The organism is Gordonia sp. NPDC127522, assembly GCF_042672305.1.
In the GTDB taxonomy this organism is placed as follows: Bacteria; Actinomycetota; Actinomycetes; order Mycobacteriales; family Mycobacteriaceae; genus Gordonia; species Gordonia hongkongensis.
Genome location: NZ_JBHXVK010000001.1, coordinates 875,297 through 896,622, shown reverse-complemented (window position 1 = coordinate 896,622; position 21,326 = coordinate 875,297). Strand labels below are relative to the sequence as shown.

The 21,326-nt window shown below is 67.0% G+C and carries 17 protein-coding genes; 12 read left to right on the top strand and 5 right to left on the bottom strand.

The window, feature by feature from the left end; all coding sequences use genetic code 11:
* Positions 1-86: 86 nt before the first annotated feature.
* On the top strand, positions 87-1,424 hold the full coding sequence (locus ACFVHY_RS04105) for an acyltransferase (RefSeq protein ID WP_390268642.1): 1,338 nt from the start codon (positions 87-89) through the stop codon (positions 1,422-1,424).
* Here the strand turns inward: ACFVHY_RS04105 and ACFVHY_RS04100 are convergent.
* Positions 1,421-2,644: an oxygenase MpaB family protein gene (locus ACFVHY_RS04100; RefSeq protein WP_058251559.1), complete on the bottom strand. Its 1,224-nt coding sequence runs from the start codon at positions 2,642-2,644 to the stop codon at positions 1,421-1,423. The two genes, ACFVHY_RS04105 and ACFVHY_RS04100, sit on opposite strands and share 4 nt — an antisense overlap.
* A 151-nt stretch (positions 2,645-2,795) precedes the next feature.
* Between ACFVHY_RS04100 and ACFVHY_RS04095 the strand changes: the two genes are divergently transcribed.
* The gene (locus ACFVHY_RS04095) at positions 2,796-3,461 is read left to right on the top strand and encodes a TetR/AcrR family transcriptional regulator (RefSeq protein WP_068972455.1); all 666 of its coding nucleotides are present in this window, start codon (positions 2,796-2,798) and stop codon (positions 3,459-3,461) included.
* Positions 3,462-3,513: 52 nt separating this feature from the next.
* Positions 3,514-5,160, top strand: a complete 1,647-nt coding sequence (locus tag ACFVHY_RS04090) for an MFS transporter (protein ID WP_390268639.1) — start codon at positions 3,514-3,516, stop codon at positions 5,158-5,160.
* Here ACFVHY_RS04090 and ACFVHY_RS04085 read toward each other — a convergent pair.
* Entirely contained in the window at positions 5,157-5,594 is a 438-nt protein-coding gene (locus ACFVHY_RS04085; protein ID WP_269552545.1) for an SRPBCC family protein, read from the bottom strand. The genes ACFVHY_RS04090 and ACFVHY_RS04085 overlap by 4 nt on opposite strands.
* 137 nt (positions 5,595-5,731) lie before the next feature.
* Here ACFVHY_RS04085 and ACFVHY_RS04080 point away from each other — a divergent pair, with 137 nt between their 5' ends.
* The 4 genes from ACFVHY_RS04080 (at position 5,732) to ACFVHY_RS04065 (ending at position 12,236) form a co-directional block, all read left to right on the top strand.
* Positions 5,732-7,693 carry a gamma-glutamyltransferase family protein gene (locus ACFVHY_RS04080; protein WP_390268636.1) on the top strand — a complete coding sequence of 654 codons (1,962 nt, stop codon included), beginning with the start codon at positions 5,732-5,734 and terminating at the stop codon, positions 7,691-7,693.
* A gap of 201 nt (positions 7,694-7,894) precedes the next feature.
* Positions 7,895-10,066 (top strand): glutamine synthetase III, encoded by a 2,172-nt coding sequence (locus tag ACFVHY_RS04075; protein WP_390268633.1) that lies wholly within the window; start codon positions 7,895-7,897, stop codon positions 10,064-10,066.
* Positions 10,067-10,302: 236 nt separating this feature from the next.
* Positions 10,303-11,802 (top strand): SulP family inorganic anion transporter, encoded by a 1,500-nt coding sequence (locus ACFVHY_RS04070; protein WP_390268846.1) that lies wholly within the window; start codon positions 10,303-10,305, stop codon positions 11,800-11,802.
* A 20-nt stretch (positions 11,803-11,822) separates the two neighbouring features.
* On the top strand, positions 11,823-12,236 hold the full coding sequence (locus tag ACFVHY_RS04065) for a MerR family transcriptional regulator (RefSeq protein WP_159370312.1): 414 nt from the start codon (positions 11,823-11,825) through the stop codon (positions 12,234-12,236).
* A gap of 20 nt (positions 12,237-12,256) precedes the next feature.
* Here ACFVHY_RS04065 and ACFVHY_RS04060 read toward each other — a convergent pair whose 3' ends face one another.
* Complete coding sequence (locus ACFVHY_RS04060; RefSeq protein WP_175401126.1) at positions 12,257-13,135, bottom strand: SDR family NAD(P)-dependent oxidoreductase; 879 nt, start codon at positions 13,133-13,135, stop codon at positions 12,257-12,259.
* A 75-nt stretch (positions 13,136-13,210) separates the two neighbouring features.
* Complete coding sequence (locus ACFVHY_RS04055; RefSeq protein ID WP_390268630.1) at positions 13,211-14,809, bottom strand: PucR family transcriptional regulator; 1,599 nt, start codon at positions 14,807-14,809, stop codon at positions 13,211-13,213.
* A 74-nt stretch (positions 14,810-14,883) separates the two neighbouring features.
* Here ACFVHY_RS04055 and pruA point away from each other — a divergent pair, with 74 nt between their 5' ends.
* The 5 genes from pruA (at position 14,884) to ACFVHY_RS04030 (ending at position 20,568) form a co-directional block, all read left to right on the top strand.
* Positions 14,884-16,530 (top strand): L-glutamate gamma-semialdehyde dehydrogenase, encoded by a 1,647-nt coding sequence (pruA, locus tag ACFVHY_RS04050; protein WP_390268627.1) that lies wholly within the window; start codon positions 14,884-14,886, stop codon positions 16,528-16,530.
* Complete coding sequence (locus ACFVHY_RS04045) at positions 16,530-17,480, top strand: proline dehydrogenase family protein (protein ID WP_390268624.1); 951 nt, start codon at positions 16,530-16,532, stop codon at positions 17,478-17,480. Before pruA ends, ACFVHY_RS04045 begins: the two co-directional genes overlap by 1 nt.
* 209 nt (positions 17,481-17,689) lie before the next feature.
* Positions 17,690-18,004 carry a transposase gene (locus ACFVHY_RS04040; RefSeq protein WP_390268621.1) on the top strand — a complete coding sequence of 105 codons (315 nt, stop codon included), beginning with the start codon at positions 17,690-17,692 and terminating at the stop codon, positions 18,002-18,004.
* Positions 18,001-18,894: an IS3 family transposase gene (locus ACFVHY_RS04035; RefSeq protein ID WP_390268618.1), complete on the top strand. Its 894-nt coding sequence runs from the start codon at positions 18,001-18,003 to the stop codon at positions 18,892-18,894. The genes ACFVHY_RS04040 and ACFVHY_RS04035 overlap by 4 nt, the downstream gene beginning before the upstream one ends.
* A 414-nt stretch (positions 18,895-19,308) precedes the next feature.
* A complete protein-coding gene (locus ACFVHY_RS04030; RefSeq protein WP_390268615.1) occupies positions 19,309-20,568 on the top strand; it encodes a DUF222 domain-containing protein in 1,260 nt (419 codons plus the stop codon).
* Between the two features lie 201 nt (positions 20,569-20,769).
* Here ACFVHY_RS04030 and ACFVHY_RS04025 read toward each other — a convergent pair whose 3' ends face one another.
* The gene (locus ACFVHY_RS04025; RefSeq protein WP_390268612.1) at positions 20,770-21,318 is read right to left on the bottom strand and encodes a molybdenum cofactor biosysynthesis protein; all 549 of its coding nucleotides are present in this window, start codon (positions 21,316-21,318) and stop codon (positions 20,770-20,772) included.
* Positions 21,319-21,326: the final 8 nt, after the last annotated feature.

The following is a 21,326-nucleotide window of genomic DNA, read 5'->3' as shown; positions in this document are numbered from 1 at the left end:
CCGGCGTTGAGGTTCCTGCCAGCTTGTGTCCGTACACTGCCTACCGCATACGTTCTACCGTTTCACCCGGGGAGGTCTTTTCGTTGGTGCACGCGGCATCAGGATCGGCACCCACCGCCGACGACGAGACCACGACCAGCGCGAAAGGGTCTGCGGACTCCGCGGCACCCCGTCCCGCCGAGTCGGCCCCTCCCGCGCCCACGACCAAGCCCCGCGGTCGGGCGCACACCGCCGACTTCGTCCGGGTCGTCCTGTTCACCTTCGTGGTCGTCGCGCACAGCATCAACGCCATCAACGGCGGTGCCGACGAGATCAGGGGCGCGAATCTCGTCGGCACCCTGTGCCACCTGACCCGATACGGCTTCGTGGCGGTGACCCTCTACGTCCTCGTGCTGAGCATGCAGGGTCGGGAGATGTCGCCCTGGCAGTTCTGGCGGCGTCGTTTCGGGCTCGTCGTCGGCCCCTACCTGGCATGGACGCTGATCTACACGATCACCGACCACATCATCATCGCCGACAATCCGTTCCCGCCGATCAGTGAGATGGCGCCGCGCCTCGCGCACGACCTCCTCGTCGGCGAGGGCAAGTACCAGCTGTACTTCCTGCTGATCTCGATGCAGATCTACCTGTTCTTCCCGCTGATCTCGTGGCTGTTCGAGCGGGGCCGCAGCCGACCTTGGCTGATGCTGGCCGGCGGGACCGCGATCCAACTCCTGGTGTTCGTCATCTACCAGTACCTACCCCGACCGTCGGGTCATGCGTGGGACGTCGCCTACCAGCACCTGTGGAAGACGCTGCCGATGTACGCGCTCTTCATCACCATGGGCGTGCTGGCCGCGCAGCATCGCGAGGCGGTAGACCGTTGGCTCCGCGACCACATGGCAACAGTCGTCCTGGTCGCGGCGGGCTGCGCGGCCTTCACCGTTGCCGGATACCTGCTGGCGACATCGCCGGGCAACGTGCCGTGGAAGGCCAACACGGCCTGGAACCCGGTGTCGCTCCCCTGGTACGTCGGCGGCTTCGTCCTGCTGTGGCTGATCGGCCTCGTCTGGGATGACCGACGCGCCGCCGGCCGGCCTGCCGGCGGAAAACTGGTGTCCCAGGCGACCCTGCGCGCTTTCGGGGTCTTCGCGGTACACCCGCTGATCCTGGACGTCCTCGGTCGCGTCGGATTCCTCAGCGGCCTCTTCGACTGGTTCCCGCATTCGGCGATCCTGCGCTCGATCATCTTGGTCGTGCTGGTACTGACGGCGTCGCTGGCGCTCGTCGACGTCCTCCTACGCCTACCGTTCAGCAAATGGCTCACCGCCCGGCCCCGCATCCCCCTGTTGCCGAAGCGGAAGAAGAAGAAGAAGCAGGACCGGGCGGTGGAAGTCGGTGAATCGGCGGGGGCTGAGAAGGAGTCCGCTGATCGGGTGGGCTAGTTGTACTTCGGGTTGTTGATCACCGGGATCTCGATGTTGATCGGCATCCGCAGTTCGGACATGTAGAAGAGCACGAACTGGCGGAGGAACTCGTCGAACAGCCAGTACGCCTCACGCGGCATGCCGACGTTGAGCAGGCCCTCGCGGATCTGTACGTACGGACCCCACGCCGTCTCGAGCAACGGGCTCCACACGGGCTCCCGCGGGATCTGATACCAGTTGGCGACCTTGTCACCGAGCACGAATCGCGTGAGCGCCCCCAGGACGCCGCGCGAGATCAGCGAGAGGTCGAGGTTCATGCCGAGGTCGAGCAGCATGTCGGCGAGCTTGCGACCCTCGGGGGTCGGCGCCAGGATCGGGTCGAGGACCTGCTGCGCCTGCGAGTCGGCGGCGGCCCAGGAGGCGGGGATGTACTCGTCCTGGACACCCAGCAGGCGAGCGGTGATCTGCCACGAATGCAGGAATCCGGCGGATTCGTCGGCCGCGATCGGGACGTTCCACTTGTCGAAGTTGCGCATGACGGTCGTCGGCAGGCTGTGCCAGGTGACCATGATGTCGGCCTGACTGATCGGCTTCTTCTCCGTCGCGCCGTGCACCCAGTGCGGCGACTGCGGCAGGAGGTGGCGCACGCCGGCGTGCGCCATACGGGTCTTCACGCAGGTCACGATCATCTCGCCGCCGGGCTGATAGGCGTTGAGCGATCCGATGTCGTATCCGAGCTTCGCGGTCTTGGTGATGCGGTCCTTGAGGTCCCATCCGCCCTTGGAGTAGTAGACCGACCGGGCCTCGCGCGGGATGACGGTGCTCATCATGCCGCTGGCGAAGCCGTACAGGACGCCGAGGTAGGTTCCGCGCTTCTGGTTGAATCGGACCGCGTCGGCCAGCTTGGCCTGGTCGGCCCACGCGGGCAGCTGACGAGCGTGCTCCATGAAGTCGCGCAGTTCCGAGGGCAGCCCGGCGGGCAGCGGCTGCGAGTTGCGATGCCACGTGCGCAGCAGGCGATTGACGTTGCGCACCTGCCCGCTGTCGATGACCTTGGCGATCACCGGGTCGGCCTCGTCGTCCCACAGCTGCCGCGGGTCCGCGCCGCGACCACGGCCGGGCACCGAGTTCGCCGGCGACCACGTCCACGGCGTCGTCTGCGAGAGCGCCGCGACCGCACCCGCTGCGCCGACGACGCCGCCCGCGCGTATCAGGTTCCGCCTGTTCAGATCTTCCATGACCCCGTCCCACCACTTTCATGTATCAATGTGACAAACAACGTATCCTTGTATCATTGTTACCACCGCGTGGTCCAGAACACACCTCTTTCGCGAATTTTGCGATCATGGAAGCTCATGCGGTCATGATGTGAGGAAGGGGGTGAGGCGAGTGACCACGCAGCCGTCCGGCGCTTCGCTGTCCAGCTCGCTTCTCCAGCGGGCGTTTCTCGAATCCGCGGCTCAATCCGACGAGGCCGCCGATCCCACCGCCGAACGTCTGCTCGACGCGGCCTTCGAACTCTTCTGCCGACTGGGTGTGCAACGAACGCCGATGGAGAAGGTGGCGAAGAGCGCCGGCGTCACGAGGGTCACCCTGTATCGAAAGTTCGCCACCAAGGACGCCCTGGTCGACCAGGTGGTGCTCCGCGAGTTCCGCCGGTACTTCGACCGGTTCCGCGCGGAGATCCCCCGCGCCGACACCGTGGCCGACCGCGTCGTCGTCGGGTTCGTCGGTTCGCTGCGGGCGATCTCCGGCAACCCGCTGATCGGTGAGATCAGCGACGCCGAGCCCAGCATGCTGATCGAATCGATGATCGGTGGCGACGGCATGCTGCTCGCGACGGTCCAGCACTTCGTCGCCGCCCAGCTGCGCCGGGAACAGCTGGCGGGCAACATCTCCGACGAACTCGACGTCGATCTCGTGGCCGAGATGATGGTCCGCATCTCCGCGTCGTTCCTCACCGTGCCCAGCCGCGTCGTCGACATCACCGACGACGCGCAGCTCGCCACGGTGGCGCGCCAGTTCCTCGTACCGATGCTCAATCCCGCGCAGTAAACCGCCGAACCTGTAAAGATCAGAGCGCTCACCACATCTGAGGAGACTGACGATGCGCTCTTGGTCTGTGATCATCATCCTGGCCGTCTCACAGTTCGTGATGGTGCTCGACAGCACCGTGATGAACGTGTCCATCTCGGTCGTGGCCGACGACCTCGGGACCTCGATCACCGGCATGCAGGCCGCGATCACCTTCTATGCGCTGACGATGGCCGCCTTCATGCTGACCGGAGGCAAGCTCGGCGACTTGATGGGGCGCGCAAGAGCATTCAAGATCGGTGCGGTCATCTACGGCATCGGCTCGCTGACCACGGCGCTGAGTCCCAACCTGACCGTCCTGCTCATCGGCTGGTCACTCGTGGAGGGGCTGGGCGCGGTGCTCGTCATCCCCGCGATCGCATCGCTGGCCGCCATCAACTACACGGGCAAGGCCCGGGTCACCGCATTCTCGATCCTGGGCGCGGTCACCGGGCTGGCCGCCGCTGTCGGCCCGCTGCTCGGTGGCGTGATGACCACCTACCTGTCGTGGCGCTACGTGTTCGTCGCCGAGACCGTCGTGATGGTGGCGGTCCTGTTCGCGGCCAAGCTGATTCGTGACGTACCCCGCGACCCGGAGGTACGCATCGACCCGCTCAGCGTCGTGGCATCCGCCGGCGGCCTGTCGCTGATCGTCTACGGCGTCCTGCAGTCGAAGACGTGGGGTTGGCTGAAGCCGCAGCATCCGCCGGAGATCGGCGGGGACGAGATCGCCCCGCTGGGCGTCTCCCCCGTGGCATACCTGTTGCTCGCCGGGGTCGTCGTACTCTGGTTGTTCGTCCTGCGGCAGCGCACCCTGGCGAAGTCCGGCCGCCAACCGCTGCTGCGTGTCGAACTCTTCCGCATCGCTGCTCTCCGAAGCGGACTCGGCGGTTTCCTCGCCCAGTACTTCGCGATCGCCGCCCTGTTCTTCGTGGTCCCCGTCTACCTGCAGACGATGCTCGGACGCGACGCACTGCAGACCGGGGTGAAGATCCTGCCGCTCTCGGTCGGGCTCGTCCTGTTCTCGATCCTCGGATCCTGGCTCACCGCACGGCGTTCCGCACGGTTCATCGCCCGCGGCGGACAGATCACGATGGCGCTGGGGACACTCCTCGTCATCGCCTCGGTGGGAATCGATCTGCGCAACGCCGCCTTCGCCGCGGGCATGTTCGTGGTCGGCGCCGGCTTCGGTCTGCTCGCTTCTCAACTCGGCAATGTCAACATGTCCGCTGTCGAGGAAAAGGACACCTCGGAGGTCGGCGGCCTGCAGGGCACCTTCCAGAACCTGGGGTCGTCGTTCGGCACCGCGGTCGCGGGATCGGTCTTCCTGCTCATGCTGTCGTCGGGCTTCGTGTCGGCGGTCAACGACGCCGAGAACCTCTCCCCCACCGACCAACAACGCATCATCGCCGCCGTCGACGAGCAGGGAGTGCCGATCATCTCCGCCGACGAGGCGCGCACCCTCGTCCTCGATGCGGGCGGCTCGGAGGAGTCCGCACAGGCGGTGTCACAGGCCTATTCGGATTCGCAGATCGCGGCCCTGCAGCAGTCGCTGTTCGTCGTCTTCGGCCTGCTCGTGCTGGCGTTGCTGTTCTCGCGGCACCTGCCCAACCGGATACCGGAACCCGGCCCGGCGCTCGAACGGCAGTCGGCCGAGCCCGAGCCGAAATCCGGCTCCTAGTCGATCTTCTTCCTGATCGTCGCTTCCGTGTGCCGCACCGCCTGAGCGGCGAACGGTCCCACGACCTTGCCGAGGAGTTTGCCCGCCATACCGCCGGGGAGGTTGTAGTTGATCTCGACGTCGAGTTCGGTGCCCGATCCACCGTCCGCGTCGGCGAACCGCCACGTCGTGTTCGCGTCGAAACCCTCGACGGCCTTCAACTCGATGAGCTCGTTCTCGACGTACTCGGTGCACTCGACCACCGACTTCAGTGTCTTCGGTCCGACGTCCATCGAGACCGCGAACTTCGCTCCGAGTCCGCTGGTCTTCTCCGTCGTCGGCTCGAACCGGGTGACCCCGAGTAGGTACTCCGGGACGTTCTGGTAACCGTCGATGTAGTCGAAGACCCGCTCGCGCGGCCTGTCGATCTTCGCCTGATGCCGTACCACTCCCACGATTCTCCCCGTTCGTCTCGTCCGGCCGACCATATCGGTGCGGCCCTCCGCCTCGACCCTATGCGGTCACGGCCGCTGTCCTGAACATTCGACCCAGTTCGCGTCGCGAACGGCCACTCGGTCAGTACGCTTGGCCGATGACGGCCGGGTCCGGAGTCTCTCGAGTGGTACGTGTCCTCGTCGTCGCGACGGCCACCGCGCTCCTCGCGACTGCCTGCGGCTCGGATCCGGCCGAGCCGCAGGCGAGTCCGGTCACCTGCGCCGAAATCCCCAACGGGGAGATGATCGACGACCAGCCAATGACGGCCGCACCCACCGACATCGCCACCAGACCGGAAGTCGCGTCCGGCTTCCGAACGGGGATGAGACCGGTCGTCACCGACACCTACGCAGCGGCAACCGCCAATCCGCTCGCGACGCTCGCGGCCTGCGCGGTGCTGCGCGACGGCGGGACGGCCGCCGACGCCCTGGTCACCGCGCAGATGGTGCTGGGACTCGTCGAGCCGCAGTCCTCCGGCATCGGCGGAGGCGCCTTCGCGCTCTACTACGACGCGGGGTCGAAGAGCGTGCGGGCCTTCGACGGTCGCGAGACGGCGCCGGCGGCGGCCACCGAGACCTACCTGACCCGGATCGCCCCCGACGATCCCACCCCACCCGTGCCGAGTGCCCGCGCCTCGGGACGGTCCATCGGCGTGCCGGGCGTGCTGCGCATGCTCGAGATGGTCCACGCCGACTTCGGCGGACAACCGTGGCGAGATCTGTTCGATCCGGCGATCGAATTGGCCGACAACGGGTTCGACATCAGCCCGCGGCTGGCGACCGCGATCGCCGCGTCGGCGGCCGAACTCGGTGCCGACGACGAGGCCCGCTCCTACTTCCTCGCGAGTGACGGCGACGCGAAGCCGGCCGGCACCCGACTCGTCAACCCGGCGTATGCCAAGACGCTCGCCACCGTGGCCGCCGACGGCGCGGGCGCGATGTACGACGGGCCGCTCGCCCGAGCCATCGTCGCCGAGGCCGGCAGCACCGCGGGCGGCATGACACCGAGCCTGATGACCGAGCAGGATCTACGCGACTACCGTGCCATCGCCCGGGAGCCGGTGGTCACCACCTATCGGGGGCGACAGATCGTGGCCATGCCCGGGCCGTCGTCCGGCGGGATCGCCGTCGCGTCGGCGCTCGGCATCCTGGCGAACTTCGATCTGCCGTCGATGCCGCCGTCCGATCTCGACGCCGACGGCGGGCATCCCGACCCGGCCGCCGTGCACCTCGTCACCGAGGCCGAACGCCTCGCCTACGCCGATCGCGACAAGTACGTGGCCGACCCGGACTTCGTCCCGCTGCCCGGGCGCGGGGTCGCGACCATCCTCGATCCGGCCTATCTGCGGTCCCGGGCAGCGCTCATCTCACCCGACTCCTCGCTCGGCGAGGCGCCGGCGGGTGACCTCGGACCGGTGCCCCTGGGGTCGCACCCGGGCACCGAACACGGAACCAGTCACATCACCGTCGCCGACCGGTACGGCAACGTCGCCACGATGACGACGACCATCGAATCCGCCTTCGGCAGTTACCACATGGTCGACGGGTTCCTACTCAACAACGAGTTGACCGACTTCTCCGCCGAACCCCGCGACGACGACGGGACGCTGCTCGCCAACCGGGTCTCGCCGGGCAAGCGGCCGCGCTCGTCGATGGCGCCCACACTCGTTCTGCAGCCCGGCGCCGACGGAGCGCCCGCCGAGGTGGTCGCGGCCCTGGGTTCCCCCGGCGGGTCGGTGATCATCCAGTTCGTCATCAAGACGATCGTCGCAATGCTGGACTGGGGCCTCGATCCCCAGCAGGCCGTGTCGATGATCGACTTCGGCTCGGCCAACACCCCGACCTCGAATGTGGGCGGCGAACACCCGCTCGTCGACACCACGGACGACGGCGCACACGATCCGTTGGTCCGCGGCCTCCGGGAACGCGGAGCCGAGGTGTCGGTCGACGAGCAGTCGAGCGGACTCAGCGCGCTGCTGCGACACGGCGGCGGCTGGATCGGCGGCGCCGATCCGCGTCGCGAGGGCGCGGTGATGGGCGACAACGCGACGCTGCGGTAGGCCGTCGCGCCACGGGTTTTCGGAAACGGCGTTGCCTCGATCGGTTCCGAGGGGCACTAGTTTTCCTCGGCGTCACACAGGGGCAATCGGGCGCATACACCCAGCTCATAGCGTCGAAGCGCTCGCAATTGCGACAACCGGCGTAGCGACGTCGTCGTGCGCCCCCGCGCACATGGGGGCCCAGATCATCCAGGAGTATCCATGAGTGGCAGCATGTCCCGCCGACAGGCGATCGAGGCCGTGACGACCTACGACGTGTCGGCGCCGGGGTTCACCGAACCCCTGGCAGACACGTTCGGGCGCAATGTGTTCAGCCTGTCGGTCATGAAGAAGCGGCTGCCGAAGCACGTCTTCAAGGCGGTCGCCGCGACCGTCGACACCGGCTGCGCGCTCGACCCCACCCTCGCCGACTACGTCGCGGTGGCGATGAAGGACTGGGCCATCGAAAAAGGCGCCACCCATTACGCCCACGTCTTCTACCCACTCACGGGTTTCACCGCCGAGAAACACGACTCGTTCCTCGAACCCGATTCCACCGGTGCATCGCTCGCCGAGTTCGCGGGCAAGACGCTGTTGCAGGGCGAGCCCGATGCGTCGAGCTTTCCCAACGGCGGTCTGCGCGGCACCTTCGAAGCCCGCGGCTACACGGGCTGGGACGTCACCAGCCCGGCGTACATCCTGGAGAACCCGAACGGCAACACCCTCTGCATCCCGACGATCTTCATCTCGTGGACCGGCGAGGCCCTCGACAAGAAGACCCCGCTCCTGCGCAGCCAACAGGCCATGAGCAAGCAGGCCATGCGGTTGCTCCGCCTCTTCGGCCACGATGACGTCGACACCGTCGTCTCCTACGCCGGCGCCGAGCAGGAGTACTTCCTGATCGACGAGCACTTCTTCTATGCGCGACCAGATCTCATGACCTGCAACCGAACCCTGTTCGGCGCACCGCCGTCGAAGGGCCAGGAGTTCGACGACCACTACTTCGGTGCCATCCCGGAACGAGTGCTGTCGTTCATGATCGAACTCGACCGCGAGCTGTTCAAGCAGGGGATCCCGGCGAAGACCCGGCACAACGAGGTCGCGCCCGGCCAGTTCGAGATCGCACCGGTCTTCGAGCGGTCGGTCCTCGCCCACGACCATCAGCAGCTGATGATGACCACGATGAAGGCCGTCGCCGAGAAGTACGGCATGAAATGCCTGCTGCACGAGAAGCCGTTCTCCGGCGTCAACGGCTCGGGAAAGCACGTCAACTTCTCGCTCGGCAACGCCAATCAGGGCAACCTGCTCAATCCCGGCGACACCCCGCACGAGAACATGCAGTTCCTGACCTTCTGCGGCGCGATCATCCGCTCGGTACACCTCTACGGCGGGCTCCTGCGCGCGGCGGTCGCCTCGGCGTCGAACGATCATCGTCTCGGCGCCAATGAGGCTCCGCCGGCGATCATCTCGATCTTCCTCGGCGACCAGCTGATGGACGTCTTCGAGCAGATCGCCAAGGGCGGCGCCACCGGTTCCAAGGCCGCGGGGGTCATCGAACTCGGGGTCGACACCCTGCCGCCGCTCAAAGCCGATCCGGGGGATCGCAACCGCACCAGCCCCTTCGCGTTCACCGGCAACCGGTTCGAGTACCGCGCACCGGGTTCCAATCAGTCGATCTCGGATCCCATGGTCGCCATCAACACGATCCTCGCCGACTCCATCGACTTCATCGCCTCGGACCTCGAGAAGCTCCTCGCCGACGGTCTCGAACTCGCGGACGCCGTCCAGAAGGTGTTGCAGGAGATCGTCAATGCCCACGGCTCGGTCATCTTCAACGGCAACGGCTACTCCGACGAATGGCAGGAAGAGGCCGCCGCCCGCGGACTGAAGAACCTGCGGACGACGGTCGACGCGGTGACGGAGTACACCTCGCCGGAGGTCCTCGAGATCTTCGAGAAGTACGGCGTGCTGTCGGCCCGCGAGCTCGAGGCCCGCGAGGACGTCATCTTCGAGTACTACGCGCTCACCCTCCTCGTCGAGGCCAAGGAGACCGCGGAGATCGCCAAGACGATGATCATGCCGGCCGCGATCCGGTACCAGGGTGAGCTCGCCGGGACCGCGGCGTCGCTCAAGATGGCCGGAATCGAGGCTCCCACACCGCTGCTCGAGGAACTGACCGGACTGATCAGCACGTTGCACGACGGGTTGACGGCCCTCGATGCCGGTATCGCCGGCATGCACGGCGAGTCCACCTTCGAGGAGTCGAAGTACGCGCTGGAAAAACTGGTCCCGGCCATGGCCGCGGTCCGCGAGGTCGCCGACACCCTCGAGTCCATCGTCGCCGACGATCTGTGGCCGCTGCCGACCTACAACGAGATGCTCACGATTCTCTGATCCCGCATCGTCGACACGCCCCTTGCGCATCGCGCAGGGGGCGTGTTGCTGCGCGCCTGGAGTTGTGTGGCGTGACGCACATCCGTGACGAGCATTTGCATCTCTACCCTCCCGTAAGGGTAGAGTTGGCGCGTCCCCACGGAACGGCATCGGCCGTCGGAATCGCCGACGCCCACGAGGCGGGTGACCCCTTCCGCGACAGACATTTCCGTTACCTCACGAAAGTCGAGACGCCGATGACGGCCGAGGTGCTGACTCCTGCCCGACAACAGTCGGTGCTGGCGACCCTGCGCTCCCCGCGGCGCCTGCGTACCGAGGTTCTCGCCGGTCTCGTGGTCGCGCTCGCGCTCATCCCCGAGGCCATCTCGTTCTCGATCATCGCCGGGGTCGACCCGCGGGTGGGCCTGTTCGCCTCGTTCACGATGGCGGTGACGATCGCCATCGTCGGCGGCCGTCCGGCGATGATCTCCGCCGCTACCGGGGCGGTGGCGCTGGTGGTGGCGCCCCTGGTCGCCAGTCACGGCCTGGATCACCTGATCGCCGCGGTGCTCCTCGCCGGCGTCATCCAGATCGTCCTCGGCGCACTGGGTGTCGCCCGACTGATGCGGTTCATCCCGCGCAGCGTGATGGTCGGATTCGTCAACGCACTGGCCATCCTGATCTTCACGGCTCAACTCCCCCACCTTCTGGGGGTGCCGTGGCTGGTGTATCCCCTCGTCGCAGCCGGGATAGCGATGATCGTCCTGCTACCGAAACTCACGACGGTCATCCCGTCGCCCCTGGTGGCGATCGTGGTACTCACCGCGGTCACGCTTGCTGTCGGGTTCTCCGTCCCCGACGTCGGCGACGAGGGCGACCTGCCGGACAGCCTGCCCAGCCTGGTCATACCCGATGTCCCGTTCACCTGGGACACCCTGACGGTCATCGCACCCTACGCATTCACGATGGCGCTCGTCGGGCTGCTCGAGTCCCTGATGACGGCGAAGTTCGTCGACGATCTCACCGACACCCATTCCGACAAGACACGTGAGGCCACCGGTCAGGGGATCGCCAACATCGTCACCGGTCTCTTCGGCGGCATGGGCGGGTGCGCGATGATCGGCCAGACCATGATCAACGTCAAGGAGTCCCGGGCCCGCACCCGCATCTCGACGTTTCTGGCCGGCGTGTTCCTGCTCATCCTGGTCGTCGGGCTCGGCGACATCGTCGCGCTGATCCCGATGGCCGCGCTCGTCGCCGTCATGATCATGGTGTCGGTCGGCACCCTGGATTGGCACAGCGTCAACCCGAAGACGTTGCGGCGCATGCCGAAGAGCGAGACGGCCGTGATGCTCGCGACCGTCGTCGTCACCGTGGCCACCCACAATCTCGCGTACGGGGTGATCGTGGGCGTCCTCACGGCGATGGTCCTGTTCGCGCGCCGGGTCGCCCACTTCACGAAGGTGGTCGATGTCGCCGATCCCGAACCCGGAACCCGCGTCTACGCGGTGCGGGGCGAGTTGTTCTTCGCGTCCAGCAACGACCTCGTGTACCAGTTCGACTATGTCGGCGACCCGGACGACGTCGTCATCGACATGAGCGGCGCACACATCTGGGACGCGTCGACGGTCGCTACGCTCGATGCCGTCACCACCAAGTACGCAGCCAAGGGCAAGACGGCCACCATCGTCGGCCTCGACGACAACAGCGCCGAACGTCATCGACGCCTCAGCGGACAGTTCGGCGGCGAGGGCTGACCGGGTAGAGAGGACAGGTCGTGACCGACGACGGGACCGACACCGCCGAGCACCTGCAGATCGGCGCGGTGGCAACGGAAACCGGGTTGTCCATCAAGACGATCCGCCACTACGACGAGGTCGGCCTGGTCGTCCCGTCCGCCCGCTCGGCCGGGGGCTTCCGGCTGTACACCCGGGCCGACATCGATCGGCTGTTCGTGATCCGGCGGATGAAGCCTCTCGGTTTCACTCTCGACGACATGCGCGCACTCCTGCACGCCGAGAGTGTCCTCGACGACTCCGACGCGGCGCCGGCGGACCGGCGGGCGGCGCTCGAGGCGGTCGCGGAGTTCCGGCAGCGCGCACGACTGGCGTGCGAGAAGCTCGAGCGGCAACTGGAATATGCGCACGAACTCACCGCTCAGCTGTCGGATCGACTGACCGATCCGGCGTGATACGGCCGGGCACGTGGGCCCTACCCCAGCGGCCACCGGGTGCCGGTGCGGGCCTCGGCCTCGGTCCACAGTCGACCGGCCAGCTCGTAGTCGCACGCCGTGAGCGACCGGCCCGACAGCACCGGTCGGCCGCGCAGTCCCCACGGTCCGTCGACCCCCACGTAGCTGCCCGGCGGGATCGGCTCGGTCAGGCAGTGCAGGGTGGGCGCCGCGCCGGCGTCGAGATCGTTGCCGACGACACCCGCCAGGCCCTGCGCCGCGCGGTGCAGGACGCCCAGGCCCGGCTTGTTCGAGATGTTCGACGCGGCCCAGCCGGGATCGGTGAGCATCGAGGTCACCGGCGACCCGACGTCGCGCAACCGTCGGTCGAGTTCGAGACCCCACAGCATCACCGCGAGTTTCGACCCGGTGTAGGCCCGCGGCGACGACCATCGGGCGCGTCGGAGGTCCAGGTCAGCGGGGTCGATGCGGGCGCGGCGATGCCCCTCCGAGCCCACCGACACGATCTGCCGCCTGATGCGCGGCAGGAGCAGATTGGTGAGGGCGAATGGCCCGAGGAAATTGGTGCCCATCCCGAGTTCGAATCCGTCCCGCGTCGTCCGATGCTGATGCGGGAACATGCCGGCGTTGTTGACCAGCACATCGATCGGGCCGTCGAGTTCCTCGACGAAGGTCCGCACCGAGGCGAGGTCGGCGAGATCGAGCCGGATCACCTCGCAGTCACCGCCGAATTCCCGTGCGCGCCGGGCGCCGAGATCGGTGTCGCGGACGGCCAGGACCACCTGCACACCGGCCCGGGCGAGCGCGCGGGCGGTGGCCATCCCGATACCGTTCGTCGCACCGGTGACGACGACCCGCGAGCCGGTCAGGTCGGACAGGGACTTCGACGATGAGGGCATGGGCGCCACGGTACCCACCGGCCGGCCGGGCGGGGTGGCACTCGGCCGGGGTGGGACTCGGGGGCGCAGCGACTCTCACCGAACGCGCAGGGACAGCGCCACGACGAGACGCGTCGCCGGGTCGTCGAGATCCATCCCGGTCAGGGTCTGCACTCGACGGATGCGGTAACGCAAGGTGTTCGGATGGACGTGCAGCGCCGCCGCCGCCGCGCGGACGTCACCGAAATGGTCGAGGTAGGCGCGCAACGACGCGGTGAACTCGCTGCCGCTGCGAGTGTCGAGATCCGCGAGCCCGGCGACCCGGCTGTCGACGAGATCGGGGTTCTCCGAGAGCAATCCGATGATCTCGGCGAGCAGCACCCCGGTTCGGGATCGCTCGACGGTGGTGACGTCGTCGATCAGGTCGGCGTCGCGACCGGCGGCGTCGAGGACACGATCGATCGCAGAACGCAGATCGGTTGCGGCAGCGATGGTGTCGGGACCGGCGACGACCGCGCGTGCCGACACGGCGAACTGGCGGTCGGCGGCATCGACGGAGATTCGCGCCCACGTGACGGCGTCGTCGAGCGGGACGCCGGGGAGCACGACGTATGCGCGGTCACCGATGGTGACCGTGACCGACAGCGGACTGAAAGCGCTGGCGTGCAGCATGAGCGCCGAGACCTGCCCGGCGCGGATGCCGTCGGGGGCCGTGAACCCCACGACCGTCACCGTGGCGGTCGGCGCGATGCCGAGCTGGGCGGCGAGGTGGTCTGTGTCGACCGGGACTCCGCCGACACCGAGGAGTCGCCGGACCCGCTGATCGTGGTCGGAGCCTGCCGAACGCCGTCGCGAGATCACCCGGGCCGCAACAGCCGCGGCGCCGACGAGTACCTCGTCGGTGTCGCGGGCCGGCGGGCGCGACCCCTCCTGCAGCCAGACGACCCCCAGCAGGACGTCGGAGCGATCGCTGTGTGGGCCCGACGCTGGACGGATGGCGACCGCGCGACGCGGCCGAAGTCCGAGATCGGTGCGTGCATCGACCATCACGACTCCGGACGACTTCCGGACCGCGTCCATCACGCCCCACTCCCGCAACCAGGCCAGCATCTCCGGCGGCCCCTCGCGGCCCAGGATCGACAGTCTGCGCAACTCGTCGGCCTCCTCGCCGGCCGAGCTGTAGGCGAGGACGTGCGCGTGCTCGTCCTCGATGCTCACCAGACCACCGGTCCGGCGGGCGACCTCCGCGGCGAGCTCGAACAGGTCGCCGGTGCTTCCCGACTCCATGGACTCGCCGCTCCCGACCGCGCCGCGTGCGGCGTCGAGCACCCGGGTGACGAGGTTGTAGATGCGTTCCCAGCGGGCGTGCGGATCGATGGCGATGACCGCGATGCCCAGTCGATCGGCGAGGCCGACCAGGGTCTGTGCGGGGTTCTTGGCCAGTACGGCGACCGGGCGGTGCGCGCCGAGGCCGCCGAGCCACTTCACGACGACGTCGTCGGCGAGCCCGACCAGGAGGAACAGGTCGGCCGATCGGGCGGCATGCCCGAGCCCGTAGTGCACGTCGTCGGCGTCGACCATCGCCATCGTCGACACCGGCGTGTCGAGACCGCGGGGCGACGAGACCAGGGTCGCAACGGTCTGATCGAGGGCGAGGACCAACCGCCCGAGCGCGATACCGGCCGTCTTGTCCATACGGACAAGACTACGAGACCCACCTCGGCCGATCGGCCATATCGCGACGTCGAAAGGGACGGTGGACTGAGGTCATGGATGCCATCACCACTCCCCCTCGACCGTCGAACGAACCCGTCCACAGCTATGCCCCCGGCTCGCCCGAGCGTGCGCGCATCGTCGACGAGCTGGCGCGACAGTCGCATGCCGGCCGCCGCGAGTTCCCGCACATCATCGGCGGACACCTGAGCCTCGGGGCGGGTGAGGAGATCGACGTCGTCCAGCCCCACGCACACCGCGAGGTACTCGGCTTCATCACCAATGCCACCCACGACGACGCCCGCACCGCGGTGGACGCCGCCCGCGCTGCCGCCGCCGACTGGGCCCACACGAGCTTCGACGACCGCGCGGCCGTGATCCTGCGCGCCGCCGAGCTCCTGGCCGGACCGTGGCGCGAGCGCATCGCGGCGGCGACGATGCTCGGTCAGTCGAAGTCGGTGCAGCAGGCCGAGATCGACGCCCCATGCGAGCTCGTCGACTTCTGGCGGTTCAACGTGGCCTTCGCCCGTGAGATCCTCGCCGAGCAACCGGAGTCGTCGCCCGGGGTGTGGAACCGGCTCGACCATCGTCCGCTGGACGGGTTCGTCTACGCCGTGACCCCGTTCAACTTCACCGCCATCGCCGCCAATCTGCCCACCGCCCCGGTGTTGATGGGCAACACCGTCGTCTGGAAGCCCTCCCCCACCCAGGCGTACTCGGCGCAGCTGACCATGGCGCTGCTCGAGGCCGCCGGGTTGCCGCCCGGGGTGATCAACCTCGTCCACGGCGACGGTGCCGCGGTCTCGGATGTCGTTCTCGCCGATGAGGATCTGGCCGGGATCCATTTCACCGGGTCGACGAGGACGTTCCGTCATCTGTGGCGTGAAGTCGGTGCCAACATCGAGCACTACCGGAACTACCCGCGCCTCGTCGGCGAGACCGGCGGCAAGGACTTCATTATCGCGCACGCCTCGGCCGAACCTCATGCGTTGCGAACGGCGTTGACGCGCGGCGCTTTCGAGTATCAGGGACAGAAGTGTTCGGCGGCGTCGCGCGCGTATGTCGCCAGGTCGGTGTGGGAGCGGATGGGTGACGAGTTCCTCGGCGAGGCCGACGAACTCACCTATGGCGACGTCCGAGATCTGACGAACTTCGGTGGCGCGATGATCGATCGGCGCGCGTTCGACAAGCAGGTCGCGGCCATCGACCGGGCCAAGTCGTCGGCGTCGCTGACCGTCGCGGTCGGCGGCGTCTGCGATGACACCGAGGGGTACTTCGTCCGACCCACGGTACTAGTGTCCGACGACCCGACCGACGAGGCGTTCGCCACGGAGTACTTCGGTCCGATCCTCGCGGTTCACGTCTACGACGACGCCGACTACGAGAACGTTCTCGGCCTGGTCGATTCGACGGCGCGGTACGCACTCACGGGGTCGGTCATGGCGACCGATGTCGCCGCGGTGGCCCTTGCCTCCGACCGGCTGCGGAACGCGGCGGGCAACTTCTATGTCAATGACAAGCCCACCGGCGCGGTGGTCGGGCAGCAACCCTTCGGCGGCGGCCGGGCGTCGGGGACCAACGACAAAGCCGGGTCGAAGCAGAACCTGATGCGCTGGACCTCGACCCGCACGATCAAGGAGACGTTCTCACCGCCCACCACCTCGTCGTACCCGCACATGGTCGCCGACTGGACGGCGCTGTGATGGGGTCCGTCTTCGACACCGTGCTGCGGCCCGCGATCGTCGCGGCATCGCGCAGCGAACGGATCAAGGACGCGTCCCAGCGGTGGCCGGCCACCGAACGAGTGGTCCGCCGATTCGTGCCGGGTGAAACGCTCGACGCCGCCATGACCGCCGTCGGGGCCGAACTCGCCGACGGACTCTCCGTCTCGGTCGACTTCCTGGGCGAGGACACCCTCGACGAATCCCAGGCGGACGCCACGGTGACCGCGTATCTGGCTCTGCTCGAGTCTCTGTCGGGACGCCGTCCGGCACCTGCCGGGTCGTTGGAGGTGTCGCTGAAGCTGACCGCGCTCGGTCTCGCACTGCCGGAGCACGGCGCGAAGATCGCCGAGGAGAACGCGCGCACGATCGTCGAAACGGCCGATGGCCTGGACGTCGTGGTCACCGTGGACGCCGAGGATCACACGACCGTCGACCAGCGGCTGGCGATCGTGCGGTCGTTGCGCTCCGAGTTCCCGGAGACCGGTACCGTGCTGCAGGCCCGCCTGCGCCGCACCGAGGACGACTGCGACGAATTCGCGGCGTCGGGCGCCCGAATCCGGTTGTGCAAGGGCGCCTACGCCGAGCCGGCCGCGGTCGCGTTCACCGACCGCCGCCAGGTCGACGACAGCTATCTGCGGTGCCTCCGGATACTGATGAAGGGCTCCGGTTATCCGATGGTCGCCAGCCACGACCCCACGATGATCGACGCCGCGAGAATCCTCGCCGACGAATTCGGTCGCGCGCCGGACAGCTGGGAACACCAGATGCTGTACGGAATACGGGCCGACGAGCAGCGCCGGTTGGCAGCCGCGGGCGCACGCGTCCGGGTCTACATCCCCTACGGCGAGCAGTGGTACGGGTACCTGGTCCGACGCCTGGCCGAACGTCCGGCGAACCTGGGGTTCTTTCTGCGCGCGCTGGCCGGGTGAGGAGCTCGACCCGTCGACTGTGCGGCAGTGGGCCACTGCTTCCTGTTCCGAACCGCTGGATCTGCGGTTGCCGGAGTGCGGAAAGCCGCCCCGCGGGTCGAGCAGGCAACTATTGAGAGCGGTGGGCCGGCGACCGCCAGACTGAGCCTCCCCAGTTTGAGTGGACACCGAGATAGTGGGGCCAGGGGTCCTGCTGGAAGGATGTCGACATGTCCAGGAGGCGGTCGTTCACGCCGGAGTACAAGGCGCAGGCTGCTCGTCGGGTGATCGATGGTGGCCGGCCGATCACCGAGGTGGCCCGGGAACTCAATGTGCATGAGAATCTGCTGGGCAAATGGGTCCGAGCCGAGCGGCTTCGAGACGGCGTCGTCGATGAGGTCCGCAAGGTGCCGCCCGACCAAGATCTGTCGGCGACTGAACGCGCGGAATTGACCAGGCTGCGTGCCGAACTCGCCGAGAAAGACCGTGATATCGCGTTCCTGAAAAAAGTATCGGCGTACTTTGCGGCGCAGCATCATCGGTGAGTCGCTTCGAACTCATCGCCGCGGAGTGCGCCGACCACGACGTGACGAAACTCGTTGCGCTTCTGGGTGTGTCGCGGTCTGGATTCTATGCGTGGGCGGATCGGCAGCGTCGTGTCGAGTTGACGCCACGGCAGCAGCGGCGCCGCGATCTGGAGGTGAAGATTCTGGCGCACTGGCAGGCCTCGCGACGCATCTACGGTTCACCGCGCATCACCGCCGATTTGCACGCTGAGGGGGTGGCGGTCTCGGAGAACACCGTCGCCAAGATCATGGCCGAGATGGGCATCGAGGGCATCAGTCCACGCACGTTCAAGGTCAGGACCACCCGGGTCGACGAAGCCGCATCGTTCCCGCCGGACCGGGTCGGCCGCGATTTCGATCGCGGCGGCATCAACCTGGTCTGGACCTCCGATATCACCTATCTGACCTGCGGTGAAGGGGATGCCTACCTGTGCGCGATCCGAGACGAGCACTCGCGTCGAGTGCTGGGCTGGTCGCTGGCAGATCACATGCGCACCGAGCTCGTCGAGGACGCGGTGGATGCTGCGGTGCTCACTCGCGGCGGTTCGGTGGCCGGCACCATCCTGCACAGCGACCGAGGCAGTCAGTACACCAGCTACGACATGGCTTCAGCATGCCGTCGACATGGTTTGCAACGCTCGATGGGCGCGACCGGCATCTGTTGGGACAACGCCGGCGCCGAGTCGTTGTGGTCTACGGTCAAACACGAGAACTACAAGCGCCACGCGTACAGCAGCTACGCGAATCTTACTGCTGGACTTGACAATTACATCCGATTCTACAACCATGACAGGAGGCACAGCTCGCTAGGGATGATCTCACCCATCGACTTCGAGATCAGATCACACACACGTCAGCAATCAAGCTAACCGTGTCCACTTTTCCAGGGGAACCTCAGACTTCAACTCGACCGGCAGACTTCGATCGAGGTCTGGCAGTCGAGTTGAAGTCTGTCGGTCACACCTCGGGGCAGATACGCGAGACAGTCCCTCCGGCTGAGATCCGCTGCGCTCCTTGGCAGCGCCTCACCGCCGGCGCGCGACAGCCCTTTACCTCGGATCGGTTGCGCAAGTATCCAATAGCGCAACAACAAGTCTAAGCCGAATCACCTCGGACTCAACGGATCGACAGTGAGCCAGCTTCCGAAACGGATGCGACTGTAGTTCATTACTGTCAACGATCACTGCACAGTCAACGCGAATCGACGCACAGTCAACGAAAAAGGCTGCACAGTCGATGAATTCGCGGTTCTCGGCTTGTGGAATTCTCTCGAAATCGAACACATGTTCCTGTATCTTGGAGTCATGCCAGAGCTCACCACTCTCCTCGATCAACTCATCGACACCAAACCACCCGCCGACGACCTCACCGGCAAAGCAACATTCGACGCCCTCGACACGTGGCGCCTGATCCGCAACCTCGCAGACCACCAGATCATCACCCACGCAGCACAACTCGATGACCTCGGCGTCGCACAGAAAACCGGCAACACCACCAAAAAGCTGCTGCTCGAGTCAGGACATGCACCTGCCGCCGCTCTTCGCACCATGCGAAGTGTTGACGCCCTACCCGCCCTGCCCGTCCTCGCCCGCCACGCCGCCGATGGGCGGCTGTCCAGCGAGATCGTCGATGCCATCGTGCGAGGCATGAATGAAATCGAGAAACGATGTGGTGAATCTCTTTCCGAGGGTGAACGTTCCCGATATGAGTTCGAACTGATTGCCCAAGCGCTCTCGGGTGCGACGCCGACAGACGTGCGCAAGCATGCGCGGGCCATCGGCAACACATTGGTCGATGACACCGAGGCCGGCCTCCCCGCCGCCGACGACACATCGCTGAACACGGTCAACGCCCACACCACCGACGACGGCCGCGTCGAAATCCGAGCCGACCTCACCCAGATCGTCGGCGAGAAGTTCCTGGCCATGATCGACGAACGATCGTGTCCGCGGCCCGAACCCGACGGCGCCGAGGATCGTCGCACCGCCGAGCAGCGTCGCGCTGACGCCTTCGAACTGATCCTCGACCAAGCCGCGATCGGCGCGACCATCGACACCGTCGGAAGCCCACGCACGCAACTGATGCTGACCATTCCCGCGACCGGAGACCTCGCAACACTCCCGTGGACCGGAACCGTCAGCCATGTCACCGCGAAACAGGCGTCGTGCGACGGATCGCTGACCGAGATCATCCTCGACAGTGAGGGCGTACCGCTACAGATGGGCCACACCCGTCGGTTGTATCCGTCACACCTCCGCAAGGCAACCATCGTCCGCGACGCCTGCTGCATCAAATGCGGTGCACCGCCCTCTCATACGCAGGTGCATCACATCAAGTCGTGGGCCGACGGCGGACCCACCGACCTCGACAACGGCTGCCTGCTCTGCCAGCGCTGTCACACCCAGGTCCACCACCACGGCTGGGACATCGTCATGGGCTTCGACCGCCACCCCTGGCTCGTCCCACCCGCCAATATCGACCCACACCGCCGACCACTACCCGCCTACAACAGACGCACCATGCGACTCGACGACGCCGCCTGACCGCTACCGCCACAGACCACCACACTTTCGCGCAGCACCTTCCGCACCCGGGCCACACCCGGGACCGCATCAGTCCCTTGACAACTCCACAGCGAACCGACCTGTACTCCGCTCGAGTTCTTCCAGCGCACCCTGACAGCCGTGTCCGTTGACCTCGGCTCGTCCGGTCACCAAGTCAAGCGGCGACAGCGCGAACACCCGCTACAACGGTTGCGCCCGCCGCACCTGGTCGGCGGCGCGGGCGGCGTCGAGTTCGACGTCGGTGCGCAGGACCGCGGGGCCGACGCTCAGCGTCCCCGACGTCAGCGGTTGCGTCCGAAGTCCACCTCGTCCGATCAGGGCTTTGCGCACACCGTCCCCGGCAACGGTGTCCATCCACGAACACGGATGAGCAGGGCGTCCGCCGCGGAACCGGATCGGACCCGACCCGGTGTCCAGCTCGAACTCTCGTCCCCGCAACGGATCGAGCTCGACACCACGCACGACGACGTTGCGGCGGGCCAGAACAGGATCGGCGTCGGCCGCTGCCGCCATCCATGCTTCGAGCGCCAGAAACGTCACGGCCGCCTCGGTGTGGGCCCGGATTCCGTAGAAGCGATCACCACGAATCCCCTTGTCGGCGAAGATCTCCACCGATTCGGGGGTGCGGGTCTCGACCTCGTCGGCCGGGCCGTCTTTCGGCCTACCGAAGTAGGCATGCTTGGGCGAGACGACGAATGTGACTATCTCGCAGCGGTATTCGAACTCCATCAGGCGCG